This window comes from Paenarthrobacter sp. R1, assembly GCF_030264015.1.
Taxonomy (GTDB): Bacteria; Actinomycetota; Actinomycetes; order Actinomycetales; family Micrococcaceae; genus Arthrobacter; species Arthrobacter ureafaciens.
In genome coordinates this window covers 129,320-143,284 of record NZ_CP127115.1, presented here as the reverse complement: position 1 = coordinate 143,284, position 13,965 = coordinate 129,320, and the positions used below count along the sequence as shown (strand labels likewise).

Annotated in this window: 12 protein-coding genes and 2 tRNA genes; 10 read left to right on the top strand and 4 right to left on the bottom strand. The window is 63.4% G+C overall.

Annotated elements, in window-relative coordinates; genetic code table 11:
- Nucleotides 1-5 precede the first annotated feature (5 nt).
- From QN084_RS00665 to QN084_RS00655, 3 genes are all read left to right on the top strand, one after another.
- The gene (locus QN084_RS00665; protein ID WP_062096996.1) at nt 6-1,001 is read left to right on the top strand and encodes a hypothetical protein; all 996 of its coding nucleotides are present in this window, start codon (nt 6-8) and stop codon (nt 999-1,001) included.
- Between the two features lie 145 nt (nt 1,002-1,146).
- Nucleotides 1,147-1,587 carry a ribose-5-phosphate isomerase gene (locus tag QN084_RS00660; RefSeq protein ID WP_021470703.1) on the top strand — a complete coding sequence of 147 codons (441 nt, stop codon included), beginning with the start codon at nt 1,147-1,149 and terminating at the stop codon, nt 1,585-1,587.
- A complete protein-coding gene (locus QN084_RS00655; RefSeq protein WP_021470702.1) occupies nt 1,587-2,474 on the top strand; it encodes an Fpg/Nei family DNA glycosylase in 888 nt (295 codons plus the stop codon). Before QN084_RS00660 ends, QN084_RS00655 begins: the two co-directional genes overlap by 1 nt.
- An 88-nt stretch (nt 2,475-2,562) precedes the next feature.
- On the opposite strand, the gene QN084_RS00650 is transcribed toward QN084_RS00655, so the two are convergent.
- Nucleotides 2,563-2,636 (bottom strand) — tRNA-Gly (locus QN084_RS00650).
- A 127-nt stretch (nt 2,637-2,763) separates the two neighbouring features.
- Between QN084_RS00650 and QN084_RS00645 the strand changes: the two genes are divergently transcribed.
- The 6 genes from QN084_RS00645 to QN084_RS00620 all read left to right on the top strand — a co-directional run bounded on the left by QN084_RS00645 (nt 2,764) and on the right by QN084_RS00620 (nt 8,000).
- A tRNA-Pro gene (locus tag QN084_RS00645) sits at nt 2,764-2,838 on the top strand.
- A 71-nt stretch (nt 2,839-2,909) separates the two neighbouring features.
- On the top strand, nt 2,910-4,286 hold the full coding sequence (tig, locus tag QN084_RS00640; RefSeq protein ID WP_021470701.1) for a trigger factor: 1,377 nt from the start codon (nt 2,910-2,912) through the stop codon (nt 4,284-4,286).
- A gap of 219 nt (nt 4,287-4,505) precedes the next feature.
- A complete protein-coding gene (locus QN084_RS00635; RefSeq protein WP_021470700.1) occupies nt 4,506-5,120 on the top strand; it encodes an ATP-dependent Clp protease proteolytic subunit in 615 nt (204 codons plus the stop codon).
- 36 nt (nt 5,121-5,156) lie between these two features.
- The gene (locus QN084_RS00630) at nt 5,157-5,816 is read left to right on the top strand and encodes an ATP-dependent Clp protease proteolytic subunit (RefSeq protein ID WP_021470699.1); all 660 of its coding nucleotides are present in this window, start codon (nt 5,157-5,159) and stop codon (nt 5,814-5,816) included.
- Between the two features lie 182 nt (nt 5,817-5,998).
- Nucleotides 5,999-7,288, top strand: coding sequence for an ATP-dependent Clp protease ATP-binding subunit ClpX (gene clpX / locus QN084_RS00625; protein ID WP_021470698.1), 1,290 nt, complete (start codon nt 5,999-6,001; stop codon nt 7,286-7,288).
- 82 nt (nt 7,289-7,370) lie between these two features.
- Nucleotides 7,371-8,000, top strand: coding sequence for a mycothiol-dependent nitroreductase Rv2466c family protein (locus QN084_RS00620; RefSeq protein ID WP_021470697.1), 630 nt, complete (start codon nt 7,371-7,373; stop codon nt 7,998-8,000).
- A 25-nt stretch (nt 8,001-8,025) separates the two neighbouring features.
- Here the strand turns inward: QN084_RS00620 and QN084_RS00615 are convergent, their stop codons facing one another.
- Together QN084_RS00615 and valS are read right to left on the bottom strand one after the other, a co-directional pair.
- On the bottom strand, nt 8,026-8,901 hold the full coding sequence (locus QN084_RS00615) for an Fpg/Nei family DNA glycosylase (protein WP_021470696.1): 876 nt from the start codon (nt 8,899-8,901) through the stop codon (nt 8,026-8,028).
- Between the two features lie 381 nt (nt 8,902-9,282).
- Nucleotides 9,283-11,904 (bottom strand): valine--tRNA ligase, encoded by a 2,622-nt coding sequence (gene valS / locus QN084_RS00610; protein WP_021470695.1) that lies wholly within the window; start codon nt 11,902-11,904, stop codon nt 9,283-9,285.
- Between the two features lie 73 nt (nt 11,905-11,977).
- Here valS and QN084_RS00605 point away from each other — a divergent pair, with 73 nt between their 5' ends.
- A complete protein-coding gene (locus QN084_RS00605) occupies nt 11,978-12,745 on the top strand; it encodes an SDR family oxidoreductase (RefSeq protein WP_021470694.1) in 768 nt (255 codons plus the stop codon).
- 15 nt (nt 12,746-12,760) lie between these two features.
- Here QN084_RS00605 and QN084_RS00600 read toward each other — a convergent pair whose 3' ends face one another.
- Nucleotides 12,761-13,786, bottom strand: a complete 1,026-nt coding sequence (locus QN084_RS00600) for an endonuclease/exonuclease/phosphatase family protein (protein ID WP_069694596.1) — start codon at nt 13,784-13,786, stop codon at nt 12,761-12,763.
- Between the last annotated feature and the right edge of the window lie 179 nt (nt 13,787-13,965).

The following is a 13,965-nucleotide window of genomic DNA, read 5'->3' as shown; positions in this document are numbered from 1 at the left end:
GAACCATGGGAACGTTCCGCGACTCTCTTGACACCCGCGCCTTGCGGTTTGCGCTGTTTTTTCCGCTACTGCTGGCCATCGGCTTCGTTGTTTGCGCCCAGATGTTGAGGAACAGCCTCCCGGACCCGGTGGCTGTCATGTGGAATGCCGACGGCGGAAGCGCTTTTGCGCCCTTCGGCGCCTATGTTGCCGGCGGCGCAGCCATGATCACCTTGTTTGGCTGGCTCGCCTTCATGCAGGCGGTTCCGCTCTCCCGGCCCGTTGTCATGCGCCGGGTCATGATGGGGCTGGGCCTCATGGTCAGTCTCTTCGTCACCACGGTCCTCGCTGCCGGGCTGGTCGGCCAGTCGGGGATCGGGGAGGCCCGGCTGTCGCATGTGGACCCGATCGTCCTGGCTATGGGAAGCGGCGCGGCCCTGGCCCTGGGTGTCGTCATGATGTTCGCCTTCAAGCCCGATGCCCGCTGGACCCCTGAGGACGACCAGGCCCTGGAAACCGAACGGATGCTGCTTGCCGATCCGGACCTGACCCGGGACACCCTCCGGATCTGGGTCCACGCCCGCAGTTCAGTGTTCATCATGATCATCGTTTCTGCCCTGTTCCCGGCAGCCCTGATTGCCGTGGCGCTGCCTTGGCTCGGAGCCCTGGTGGCCGCCGTGGCGCTACTGGGTGCGGGCTTCCTTTTCGCCCGTGTCCGTGCGGACAGGGGAGGACTTCGGGTGCTGGCCGGCGGACTCGTCCCGGTGCTGAGGGTTCCCGCCGTCGATATTGCCGCAGCGGCACCCGCCGACGTCAAAGCTGCCGACTACGGCGGCTGGGGCCTTCGGCACCACGACGACGCGACCGCGATGCTGGTGAGCAGCGGGCCCGCCGTCGTCGTCAGGAAACTCAACGGAGGCCGGGTGGCCCTGAGCGCCGGAACGGCGGCAACAGCTGATACGTTGGCCGGAATCCTCAACCGGGCCGCTGCCCGGGCCCATGACGACGGGCAGCCCCAATGAAGCCGGTCACGGTAATCTAGGTAAGCATCCCTCCCCGCCGCGCCTGGCCCGGGCTGTGCACCTGCCCAGCGGCTTACCGGCGCTCCACAAAGAACGGACTACAGTGACTACTCCCCGCGTCCATATCGCTACGGACCACGCAGGCATGGAACTCAGCGCACACCTGGTCAGCTACCTCACGGCCAAGGGCTATGAGGTTGTGGACCACGGGCCCAAGGAATATGACGCCCTGGACGACTACCCGTCGTTCTGCATCAATGCCGGGGAAGCCGTCGTTGCCGACCAGGCAGCCGGAGTCCATGCGCTGGGCATCGTGCTGGGCGGATCGGGCAACGGCGAACAGATTGCCGCCAACAAGGTCAAGGGAGTCCGCGCGGCCTTGGCATGGAACCTCGCCACCGCCAAGCTTGCTCGTGAGCACAACGACGCGAACGTCGTGGCTGTCGGCGGCCGGCAGCACAGCGTCGACGAAGCCACCGAAATCATCGAAGCGTTCCTGCAGGAACCGTTCAGCAATGACGAGCGCCATGTCCGCCGCATTGGGAAGATCGCCGTGTACGAGACCACGGGCGAGATCGTCGAGTAGTGCCTGAAGGTCATTCCATCCACCGGCTGGCCCGCCAGTTCCAGGATGTCTTCGTCGGCCGGCGCCTTCATGTCAGCAGTCCGCAGGGACGCTTCACCGAAGGCGCCGCGCTGTTGGACGGACACGTGCCGGTGGAGGCGCTCGCCCACGGAAAGCAGCTGTTCCTGGCCTTCGACCACGGGCTCTACCTCCACGTCCACCTGGGCTTATACGGTGCGTGGAGCTTCGGCGGAGACAGTTCCTTTACGGGCGCTTCGAGCATCGGAGCACCGCGCAGGATCGGTGAGCGTGAATCCGGGCCTGCCGGTGAGGACGCGGAATACTCCGGGCCGCCGGAACCGGTAGGGGCCGTGCGCGTCCGCCTCGTGTCTGACCATGGCTGGGCCGATCTCCGAGGGGCGACCACCTGCGCGGTCGTGACGTCCGATGAGGCGGCCAAGGTACTTGACCGCCTGGGGCCGGATCCCCTCCGTAACCTGCCGGGGGACCGCGATGAGTTCATCCGCCGGCTGCGCAAGCGGAAGACCGCCGTCGCGCTCCTGATGATGGACCAGTCCGTCCTCGCGGGAGTCGGAAACATCTACCGGGCGGAAGTCCTCTTCCGGCAGGCCGTGGATCCCTGGACGCCCGGAGCGGCCGTGGATGCCGAAACTGCCGGCCGCCTCTGGGACGATGCTGTGACCACCATGTCCGACGGCGTCCGCGACGGCAGGATTGTGACGACGCCCCCGGACCTATGGACCGAAGGGGCACCCCTGGTGCCCGACGCCGACGCCCACTTTGTCTATAAGCGGCACGGATTGCCCTGCCGGGCGTGCGGGACAATCGTGGGCATGGCGGAAATAGGAGCCCGCAAACTCTATTGGTGCCCGGGCTGCCAGGTCTGAGCTTCGCCGCCGGGCCTGAGCCTCCGGGAACGATGGTCCGGCACAACGCAAGAAGGCCTCCGATCCTGGGATCGGAGGCCTTCTTCCATGGAGGGGACGACGGGAATCGAACCCGCGTAATCAGTTTGGAAGACTGAGGCTTTACCATTAAGCTACGTCCCCAGAAGGATTCCCTGTTCAGGGCTTCTTTCCGGTTGGCTGTTCAAGCCGGATATAACTAAACCTAATTCGGGCGGCGCTGTCAAATGTGCATTCGCGGCGCTCTTGCCCGTAGACTGTCCTGTGCATTCGGGGTGTAGCTCAGCTTGGCTAGAGCGCCTGCTTTGGGAGCAGGAAGTCGCAGGTTCAAATCCTGTCACCCCGACTCTGTGTTTCGCATTCGTTTCCTCGAGTGCGGCAGAACCCCATACCCACCAATTCAGGAGTACTTAGACTGTGAAGAGCGCTGTCGAGAACCTCACCGCAACGCGGGTCAAGCTCAATGTTGAGGTTCCCTTTGAGGAACTGAAGCCGAGCATCGATGCCGCGTACAAGACCGTTGCTTCGCAGATCCAGGTGCCCGGATTCCGCAAGGGCAAGGTTCCTTCCAAGCTCATCGACCAGCGCGTCGGCCGCGGCTACGTTCTGGAGACGGCTATCAACGACGGCCTCAATGGCTGGTACCAGGCCGCTGTCCAGGAAACCGGAGTGCGCCCGCTGAGCCGTCCCGAGGTCGAAATCACCGAGGTTCCGGATCCGTCCGCTACCGACGGCGAACTCAAGTTCCAGGTCGAGGTTGACGTCCGTCCCGAGATCGAACTGCCCGACTACGCCGGCATCAAGGTAGAGGTTGCTGCAGCCGAGTCCTCCGACGCTGACGTTGACAAGGCCCTGGATGAACTCCGTGGCCGCTTCGGCACCCTCAAGTCCGTTGAGCGCCCGGCGCAGAACGATGACTTCCTCACCATCGACATCACCGCCTCGATTGACGGCGAAGAGATCGATTCCGCTTCGGGCCTGTCCTACCAGGTTGGTTCCGCCACCATGCTCGAAGGCCTGGACGAGGCTGTTTCCGGTCTCTCCGCCGACGAGGAAGCGATCTTCGACACCACCCTCGTTGGTGGCGAGCACGCCGGCGAAGCCGCCCAGGTCAAGGTAGTAGTCAAGGCCGTCAAGGAGCGCGAGCTTCCCGAGGCAAACGATGACTTCGCACAGCTGGCATCCGAATTCGACACCCTGGCTGAACTCCGCGAGGACCTCGCCAAGCAGGCCGCTGAGTCCAAGGTTGTTGGCCAGGGCGTAGAAGCCCGCGACAAGGTCCTGGACAAGCTCGTCGAGCTGGTTGAGGTTCCCGTCCCGGCATCCGTCGTCGAAGAGCAGGTCGAGGCCCACTTCACCCAGGAAAACTCCCACGGCGAAGGCGACCACGACACCGAGGAGCACCGCGCTGAGGTGAAGGCAAACACTGAGCGCGCCTTCCAGAACGAGGTCATCCTCGACGCCATTGCGGACAAGGAAGAAGTCAACGTCAGCCAGAACGAGCTGATCGACTACATCGTCACCACCGCCAGCCAGTACGGCATGGACCCCAACCAGTTCGCCCAGATCATCGATCAGAGCGGCCAGGTCCCCATGATGGTTTCCGAGGTTCGCCGCCGCAAGGCACTGGCAGTAGTGCTGGGCCAGGCCGAGGTTGTGGACTCCGAAGGCAACAAGGTTGACCTGACCGACTTCGTGCGCCCTGCCGGTGAAGTTGCCGCTGAAGAAACTGCAGAGGCCGAGGCTGAAGCAGAGACCGTCTCCAGCGACGACCCCGCAGCAGTGAAGTTCTGATACGGCTTCAACCGGCCCCGGATCCTTGGATCCGGGGCCGGTTCGCTTTAAGGGCAGAACACAAGGCCGGGCCCTCCCGTGCGCCGTCAGCGAACAGTGCGATTCCGGCGAACAAAACGCCGGCCAAAGCGGTTAGTGTCCAATGTAGTGAAGTTCAGTGAGGTCACTGGCACCAGCGAGAGGTAAGTACTTATGTCACAGCAATCAGAGGCTCCCCGGATGGCAACTGTCGATCCCGCGGCCCAGGACAACTACATCTACAACCGTCTGCTGAAAGAGCGCATCATCTGGCTCGGCTCCGAGGTCCGCGATGAGAACGCCAACGCCATCTGCTCACAGCTTCTCCTCCTCTCGGCAGAAGACCCGGAGAAGGACATCTACCTTTACATCAACTCCCCGGGTGGCTCGGTGACCGCCGGCATGGCCATCTACGACACCATGCAGTTCATCCCGAACGACGTCGTCACGGTCGCAACCGGCCTTGCCGCGTCCATGGGCCAGTTCCTGCTTTCCTCGGGCACCAAGGGCAAGCGCTACGCCACCCCCAACGCCCGCATCCTCATGCACCAGCCTTCCGGCGGAATCGGAGGCACGGCGTCGGACATCAAGATCCAGGCTGAGCTGATCCTCCACATGAAGAAGGTCATGGCCGAACTGACGGCTGAGCAGACGGGACAGACTGTCGAAACCATCCTCAAGGACAACGACCGCGACAAGTGGTTCACGGCCACCGAGGCGCTGGAATACGGCTTCTTCGACAAGATCTCGGCGCACGCCGGTTCCGTGGCCGGAGGCGGCGGAACGGCAAACCAGTCGGATTCCAACAACAACTAGCCGGCATTAGAACCACTGAAACCAGGAGCAATTGACATGAACTACAACTTCGGATGGTCTGCCGGCAATCTTCCTACCAGCCGCTACGTCCTGCCCCAGTTCGAAGAGCGCACGCCCTACGGCTTCAAGCGCCAAGACCCGTACACTAAGCTCTTCGAGGACCGGATCATCTTCCTCGGCGTGCAGGTTGATGACGCATCGGCCGATGACATCATGGCCCAGTTGCTGGTCCTTGAGTCCACCGACCCGGACCGCGACATCACGCTGTACATCAACTCGCCCGGCGGTTCGTTCACGGCCATGACGGCTATCTACGACACCATGCAGTACATCCGGCCGGAGATCCAGACGGTCTGCCTTGGCCAGGCTGCCAGTGCCGCAGCTGTGTTGCTGGCGGCCGGCACGCCGGGCAAGAGGCTGGCCCTTCCGAACGCCCGCGTGCTGATCCACCAGCCGGCGCTCTCCGGTGGCCAAGGCGGCCAGGCATCCGACCTGGAAATCCAGGCAGCGGAGGTCATGCGTATGCGTACCTGGTTGGAAGACACCCTGGCCCAGCACTCCGGTCGGACCTCCGAGCAGGTCAACAACGACATCGAGCGGGACAAGATCCTTACCGCCGAGGAAGCCCGGGCCTACGGCCTGATTGACCAGGTCCTGGATTCCCGGAAGATCAAGCCCCAGGCTATCGCCCGGTAGCACACGGAAATCGACGCCGGTGCGGTTCGCGAAATATGGACCGCACCGGCGTTCTGTTTCCACGCAAGCGGCACATTGTGACCTAGAGTGGAAGAAGTCACGGTGGTGCCAACCGCGGCAAGGCCGCACACTTGAGTACGGCGCGGAGCCGCATCACCCGTATGCAACGAAGGGATTCCCACATGGCTCGGATTGGCGAGAGCACGGATCTGCTGAAGTGTTCTTTCTGCGGAAAGAGCCAAAAGCAGGTTCGGAAGCTGATTGCCGGGCCCGGCGTGTACATCTGCGACGAGTGCATCGAGCTCTGCAACGAGATCATCGAAGAAGAGCTGGCTGAAGTTTCGGACTTGGGCAGCTTTGAACTCCCCAAGCCCCGGGAGATCTTCGATTTCCTCCAGGAGTACGTCATTGGCCAGGAACCGGCCAAGCGTTCCCTTGCCGTGGCTGTCTACAACCATTACAAGCGGATCCAGGCAGGCCACGCCCCCAAGAGTGGCAGCCTTGGCGACGGCGCCCACCACGAGGACGTGGAGATCGCCAAGTCCAACATCCTGCTCATCGGCCCCACGGGCTGCGGCAAGACGTACCTGGCCCAGACCCTGGCCCGCCGCCTTAATGTCCCCTTTGCCGTTGCCGACGCCACGGCCCTGACCGAGGCCGGGTATGTTGGCGAGGACGTTGAGAACATCCTGCTCAAGCTCATCCAGGCTGCGGATTACGACGTCAAAAAGGCTGAGCAGGGAATCATCTACATCGACGAGATCGATAAAATCTCCCGCAAGAGCGAGAACCCTTCGATTACCCGCGATGTGTCCGGCGAGGGCGTGCAGCAGGCACTGCTGAAGATCCTTGAAGGCACCGTGGCCTCGGTTCCGCCCCAGGGCGGTCGCAAACATCCGCACCAGGAATTCATCCAGATCGACACCACGAACGTCCTTTTCATCGTGGCCGGTGCTTTTGCCGGGCTGGAGGACATCATCGGTTCGCGGTCCGGACGCAAGGGCATAGGCTTCGGAGCCCAGCTCAACGAGGTCCGGGACAACGTGGACTCCTACGGGGAGGTCATGCCTGAGGACCTGCTGAAGTTCGGCCTCATCCCTGAGTTCATTGGTCGCCTTCCCGTCATCACCACGGTGTCCAACCTGGACAGGCCGGCATTGATCCAGATCCTGTCCACGCCCAAGAACGCCCTGGTCAAGCAGTACCAAAAGATGTTCCAGCTCGACGGTGTGGAGCTGCAGTTCGACGACGACGCCTTGGATGCGATTGCGGACCAGGCGTTGGAGCGCGGGACGGGAGCCCGCGGACTGCGGGCCATCATGGAAGAAGTCCTGCTTCCCGTCATGTTCGATCTCCCCAGCCGCGACGACATCGCCACGGTGGTCATCACCGCCGATGTCGTGGCCAAGAAGGCGCAGCCGACCATGATCGCCCACGACGTCGTGGCCAAGCGCCGGAATAAGTCGGCGTAAGCGCCGGTTGCAGCCCACAGGAGGTTGATCCTCCGCATCTCACGTTTCCGCGTGCCGTTTTCACCCTTCCGAGGAGTTTCCTGTGCCTGAAAAGACATCGACAGATCAAGCAGTCAACAAAGCCGACTTCTGGTTCGACCCCGCATGCCCTTTCGCTTGGATCACCTCCCGCTGGATCGGCGAGGTTGAACAGGTCCGCGGCATCGAGACCGAATGGCACGTCATGAGCCTCTCCGTGCTGAACGAAGGCCGCGATCTGCCGGAAGACTACCGGGCGCTGATGGATCAGAGCTGGGGTCCTGTGCGGGTGATCATCGCTGCGCAGGAACTCCATGGCAGTGAATACGTCAAGCCCCTCTACGACGCCATGGGCGAAGAAATCCACCATGAGGGCAACAAGGACCGCCCGTCCGTGATCCGTAAAGCCCTGGCAGAAGTGGGCCTACCGGCGGAACTGGCCCGCTTTGCCGATTCCGACGAATACGATGCCCAACTGCGGGCCAGCCACGAGGCCGGGATATCACTGGTGGGCCAGGACGTGGGAACGCCTGTGGTTGCCTTCAATGGGACGGCATTCTTCGGCCCGGTACTGACCCGGATTCCCCGCGGCGAAGATGCGGGCAAGCTCTGGGACGCCACGGTGGCCTTGGCTGGTTTCCCACATTTCTTCGAGCTCAAGCGGAGCCGCACTGAAAGTCCTGAATTCAACTAGCTCACGGTTGACCAGCCACCCCCGGCTACTTCAGGAACCGTGAGGTCCTCCTGTCGGCAAGGATCTTGCCGTTGGTCTGGCAGGTAGCGCAATACTGCAGGGAGGTGTCCGCGAAGGACACCTCCCTTACTGCGTCCCCGCACACGGGGCAGGGCTGGCCGGTCCTGGCATGAACCCGGAAGTTGCTTCGCTTGGTGTCCTTCAATTCGCTCGACGGCTTGCCGGAGGCAGCGGTCACCGCACTCACCAGGACCTCCTGCATGGCGTCGTAGAGCCTGGAAATGTGCTCCTCGTCCAAGGACTTGGCGATGGCGAAAGGTGAGATCTTCGCGGCGTGCAGGATCTCGTCGCTGTAAGCATTGCCTATTCCCGCAATGACACTTTGGCTGCGCAGCAGGCCCTTGATTTGCTGGGAACTGGACCGGACGATCGCCGCCAGGGCGTCGACGTCGAAATCCGGGCTGAGCGGTTCCGGCCCCAGGCTGGCGATGCCTGGAACGTCCTGCGGATCACGGACCACGTATATTGCGAGGCTCTTCTTGGTTCCGGCCTCCGTCAGGTCCAACCCGATGTGGGTGTCATCTGCTGGCCGGTGGAACAGCAAGCGCGCAGCGATGTTGCTCTTGCCCATGCGCAGGGCTGCAGATGACGGGTGCTCGGTGTAGCGGACCCATCCGGCCTTGGCCAAATGAAACACGAAGAACATGCCGCCGGCGTCGAGGCACACGAATTTGCCGAACCGTTGGACGCCTTCGATCGTGCGGCCCTCAAGGGCGTAATACGGAGGATCCGCAGTCTTGAGCGCGGCAATGGAGTTGATGCGCACGCCCGTCAGTTCGGCTCCGCGAAGTTGGGTGTCCAGGTAGGTGCACAGGCCGTGCACTTCGGGCAGTTCCGGCATGGCATAACTCTGCCACAAACACTGTGGAAATGATCCCGGCAGCGAGTCTGGAACGATCCCGGAAACTACAATCCTGTAGTTCCCGCGAAGGCCTTGCGCAAGCCCAAACGCGGGACAACAATAGTTCTTACCAACTTCGAAAGAAGCTGGACACGGAAACCGAAGATTCAGTGATTGCGACCAACGCAGCCTTTGGCAAAGTTGGAAACAAGCTACCAGTGACGTGGTAGGACGACCTGAAATTCCAAGGATTCCGCCAGACTGTCAAGCCGTCACCGGACAGCCGAAAAGTCGAAGCCCCACCAACGGCAAAACGCTGATGGGGCTTCCCCTTTGCCCGAAAACTGCTGGGCTGCAACCGGCTACGACGCCGCTGCCTGTTTACGTGGCCGGCGCTTCTTCCGGCTGGGCCAGGACAACGTCGCTGACAGCCAGGTCGCCTTCACCCGACTGGAGGCTGATCTCCTGGGCGTTGGCGGCGGCCTTCAAGTCGCCCAAACCGGCCTTCAGCTGTGCAATAAGCATCTCGTTGGCCGTGATCGAGGCTGAAAGCACCTCGGTGCGCTGCTTGACCTTGGCCTCGGACTTGGCCTTGCGGATGCCGCTGAGCGCCAAGCCGACCGTGCCCAGCATGGTGGTGTCGCCGTCGGCGATTTCCAAGGCTGCCGGCCAGGCTGCGCGGTGAACCGAACCGGTCCGCCACCAGCTCCACACCTCTTCGGTGGCGAAGGGCAGGAAGGGGGCGAAGAGGCGCAGGAGGGAATCGAGCGTGGTTGCCAGGGCCGCCAAAACGGAGGCCTGCTCTGCGTCGCCGGCCGCTCCGTACGCGCGGTCCTTGATGAGCTCGACGTAGTCGTCCGTGAACTGCCAGAAGAACGATTCGGTGATCTGGAGGGCGCGGGCGTAGTCGTAGTTGTCGAACGCCTTGGTGGACTGGGCCACCACGTCGGCGAGCTGCGCCAGGAGCGCCCGGTCCAAGGGGTTGGTCAGGACCGAGAGATCGGAGGAGACCACGGAGTTCTCGGTCGCTCCCAAATTGAGGACGAATTTGGAGGCGTTGAGCAGCTTGATGGCCAGGCGGCGCCCGATCTTCATCTGGGCGATCTCGTAGGCGGTGTCCGCGCCGAGCTTTGCGGAAGCGGCCCAGTAGCGCACGGCATCGGAGCCGTATTCGTTGAGCACATCGGTGGGTACCACCACGTTGCCCTTGGACTTGGACATCTTCTTCCGGTCCGGGTCGAGGATCCATCCGGAAATGGCGGCGTGCTTCCACGGTGCGCTCTTCTGCAGGGCATCGGCCCGGACAGCGGAGGAGAAGAGCCAGGTGCGGATGATGTCGTGGCCCTGGGGGCGGAGGTCGAACGGGTAGACCTTGGAGAAAAGGTCCTCGTCCCGGCTCCAGCCGCCAACGATCTGCGGGGTGAGCGAAGAAGTGGCCCAAGTATCCAGGACGTCCGCGTCACCGGTGAAGCCGCCCGGCTGGTCGCGCTGCGACTCGTCGTAACCCGGGGCGGCGTCGGCGGCAGGATCCACGGGAAGGATGTCGTCGGAGGGCAGGACCGGGTTGTCATAGTCCGGGTTGCCCTGGGCATCCAGCGGGTACCACACAGGGATGGGCACGCCGAAGAACCGCTGGCGCGAGACCAGCCAGTCGCCGTTCAAGCCGGCAATCCAGTTCTCGTACCGGGAACGCATGAAGGACGGGTGGAAGTTGATTTCCTGGCCGCGGGCGATCAGGCGTTCACGGCGGTCCTCGTCGCGGCCGCCGTTGCGGATGTACCACTGGCGTGAGGTGACGACCTCAAGGGGTTTGTCGCCCTTTTCGAAGAAGTTCACGGGGTGGGTGATCTTCTTGGGCTCGCCGTCCAGGAGGTCCGCGGCCTTCAGGAGTTCCACGACGGCTTCCTTCGCGGAGAACGCCGTCTTGCCGGCAATGGCGGCGTAGGCTTCCTTGCCTGCCTCGGTGGTGATCCACTCGGGGGTTTCGGCAATGATGCGGCCATCGCGGCCCATGATGGCCCGGGTGGGCAGCTGCAGCTCGCGCCACCACGTGACATCGGTGAGGTCGCCGAAGGTGCAGACCATGGCGATGCCCGAGCCCTTGTCAGCCTTGGCGAGGGGGTGGGCCTTGACTTCGAGCTCGACGTCGAACAGCGGAGACGTGACCGTCTTGCCGAAGTAGGGCTGGTAGCGCTCGTCGTCGGGGTTCGCCACCAACGCGGCGCAGGCGGCCAGGAGTTCGGGACGGGTGGTCTCGATGAAGATCTTTTCCCCGTCCTCGGTGAAGAAGGGGTAACGGTAATAGGCGCCCGGGACTTCCCGGTCCTCGAGCTCGGCCTGGGCCACAGCCGTGCGGAAGGTGACATCCCACAGCGTAGGGGCTTCTGCCATGTAGGCGTCACCGGCGGCGAGGTTCGCGAGGAAGGCACGCTGGGATACGGCGCGGGAGGTGTCGTCGATGGTCCGGTAGGTCAGGTTCCAGTCAACGGACAGGCCAAGGGTCTGGAAAAGGTTCTCGAAGACTTTCTCGTCCTCGACGGCGAGTTCCTCGCACAGTTCGATGAAGTTCTGGCGGGAAACGACGTCGAAATCGCGCTGGTTCTTGGCCGGCTGGGCAGGTGGCCGGTAATCGGCGTTGTAGGGGATGGCGGGATCGCAACGCACACCGTAGTAGTTCTGGACGCGGCGCTCCGTAGGCAGGCCGTTGTCATCCCAGCCCATGGGGTAGAAGACGTTCTTGCCCGTCATGCGCATGTAGCGGGCCTGGACGTCCGTCTGGGTGAAGGAGAACATGTGTCCCACGTGCAGCGAGCCGGATGCGGTGGGCGGGGGAGTGTCGATCGAGTAGACCTGCTCCCGGGTGGTGTCCGGGTTGAACTTGTAGGTTCCTTCCGCGAGCCAGCGCTGCGTCAAGGCAGCCTCCAGGCCTTCAAGGGCCGGCTTGTCGGGAACGTTGATCGGGGCGGTGGCGGGCGTGTCTGTACCCTGCGTTGATTCAGCCATGGCTCAATTGTTTCATGGTCCGCCGTTACAGTTTGCCTTCGGCTGCGGCGGGATCGCTCTGTAGGGTGGTCCCATGACTTCGGCAGCACAGACGCAGAACAAAACCGCAGTAGTAACGGGCGCCAGCACGGGCATCGGGGAGGCCACGGTGCGGACCCTCGCCGCCGATGGCTGGAAGGTCTTCGCCGTGGCCCGCCGCGCCGAACGCCTCGAGGCGCTGGCCGCCGAAACAGGGGCAGTGCCGTTCGCTGCCGATGTCACCAGTGACGACGACGTCGCGGCCCTCCTTGCCGCCGTGGCTGACACCGGGGGAGCAGGCACGCTCATCAACATCGCCGGGGGCGCCCGCGGGGCCGACACCATTGCCAACGCCAGCACAGAGGACTGGGAATGGATGTACCAGGTCAACGTGCTGGGAACCATGAAGATCACCAGGGCCTTCCTGCCCATGCTTCGGGCGACGGGCGAGGGCACTGTCCTCAACCTGACGTCCACCGCGGGGCTTTCGGCCTACGAAGGCGGCGCAGGCTACAACGCAGCCAAGTTCGCCCAACACGCCATGACCAATGCTTTGCGGCTTGAAGAAGTGGCGAACAACGTCCGGGTCATCGAGGTAGCGCCCGGCCTGGTCCAGACCGAGGAATTCGCCTTGAACCGCCTGGGGGACAAGGACGCGGCGGCCAAGGTCTACGCCGGAGTGGAGAAGCCGTTGACGGCGGCGGACGTAGCGGACGTCGTGAAGTACGCGGTATCCCTGCCCCACCACATCAACCTTGACCACATCACCGTCCGTCCGGTGGCCCAGGCCGCCAACCACAAGCTCATCCGCAAAGAAAACTAGCTGAGCCGGGCAGTGCTACCCGGCAGGGACCTGCAGCGTAGCCACAAGGGCAGCGTGATCCGTCCCCGCAACCCTGTGCACTGCGTAGCCGGTGCTGCTGATCTGTGGAGTAGTGACCACGTGGTCCAGGACAATGCCGGGCAGGGCCGGACCTTCCATGGGCCACGTGGGGGAAAGACGACCCCACGACGCCACACCCGCATCCACCAAGGTTGACCCGTCACGTCCGGAAGCCAGGAAGTCGCGGAATTCCCGGTGATCGTACGTGGCGTTGAAGTCACCCATGAAAACCTGCCGGCCCGCAGCTCCGGCTTGCCGGGCGGCCGCCTCGAGGTTGCTTCGCCACTGTGCCAGCCGCTCGTCCACAGGCGGCAGGGTATGGACACTCGTGAGGGTGAAAGCTGCCCTGAGTCCGCCCAGGCGCGCGTCTACCCTCACCACTGGCATGTGGAAGGGTGAGTCCGGCAAGCGGCCGGCGTACTCAAGGGGAAACACCGAGTACACGGCGTTCCCAGCGGCGTCGTCGGTTGGATCGCTGACCAAGTGCGGCAAAGTCCTGGGCAGCCCGGCCTGCTCAAGCCGGTCCTGCAAGGCTTGCGAGAACTCCTGCACTGCCAGCACCTGGACGGATTTCTCCCGGACCAGGCGAACCACCTCATCCGCATCAGCCTGGCCGAACTCCGAGTTGAGCGTCATGACCGTCACCGGAACCGCCTGCCGTCCCTCCGGAAGGGCTTCCGGACGGCCGTAGTCCAACGGAAACAGCCAGAACAATTGAACCGCCAGCACAACCGCCGTCGTGAGCACCGCCCAAGCCCGCCGGCCGGCCACAGCAAGCATCAGCGCCAGCCCCGCCGGCACCACAAGCCACGGCGTGAACGCCACCAACTGAACAACCAGTAACGGCCACTCTGCCGGGACAGCACGGAAAACCGACAGAACCACCACTGGCAACACCACCAGCAGCGCCAATACCGTCCAAACACGCGGCGCCCCCGGCCGCCGGGAACGGACAACCGGCAGGGCAGCAGCTTCAGTCATGCGGTCGAGTCTATGCAGCGGCTCCGGCAAACACGGTCCTCCCAAGGGATGAACCTTCAAGTGGAGCATGGGGCTTCGCTGCCGCTAGACTGATGGAAGCAGCTTTGACCCGGCCATCACCGGTGAGCTTCCGGAAGAACGGCACTGCAAGCCCACAGCCAACAGTGCCCAGTAGAACC

Excerpts from the sequence above, each read along its gene's own strand:
- QN084_RS00660 (WP_021470703.1), top strand. The coding sequence starts at position 1,147 with ATGGAACTCAGCGCACACCTGGTCAGCTACCTCACGGCCAAGGGCTAT.
- QN084_RS00630 (WP_021470699.1), top strand. The coding sequence starts at position 5,157 with ATGAACTACAACTTCGGATGGTCTGCCGGCAATCTTCCTACCAGCCGC.
- valS (WP_021470695.1), bottom strand. The coding sequence starts at position 11,904 with ATGGCTGAATCAACGCAGGGTACAGACACGCCCGCCACCGCCCCGATC.
- clpX (WP_021470698.1), top strand. The coding sequence starts at position 5,999 with ATGGCTCGGATTGGCGAGAGCACGGATCTGCTGAAGTGTTCTTTCTGC.
- QN084_RS00605 (WP_021470694.1), top strand. The coding sequence starts at position 11,978 with ATGACTTCGGCAGCACAGACGCAGAACAAAACCGCAGTAGTAACGGGC.
- QN084_RS00635 (WP_021470700.1), top strand. The coding sequence starts at position 4,506 with ATGGCAACTGTCGATCCCGCGGCCCAGGACAACTACATCTACAACCGT.
- QN084_RS00600 (WP_069694596.1), bottom strand. The coding sequence starts at position 13,786 with ATGACTGAAGCTGCTGCCCTGCCGGTTGTCCGTTCCCGGCGGCCGGGG.
- QN084_RS00615 (WP_021470696.1), bottom strand. The coding sequence starts at position 8,901 with ATGCCGGAACTGCCCGAAGTGCACGGCCTGTGCACCTACCTGGACACC.
- QN084_RS00665 (WP_062096996.1), top strand. The coding sequence starts at position 6 with ATGGGAACGTTCCGCGACTCTCTTGACACCCGCGCCTTGCGGTTTGCG.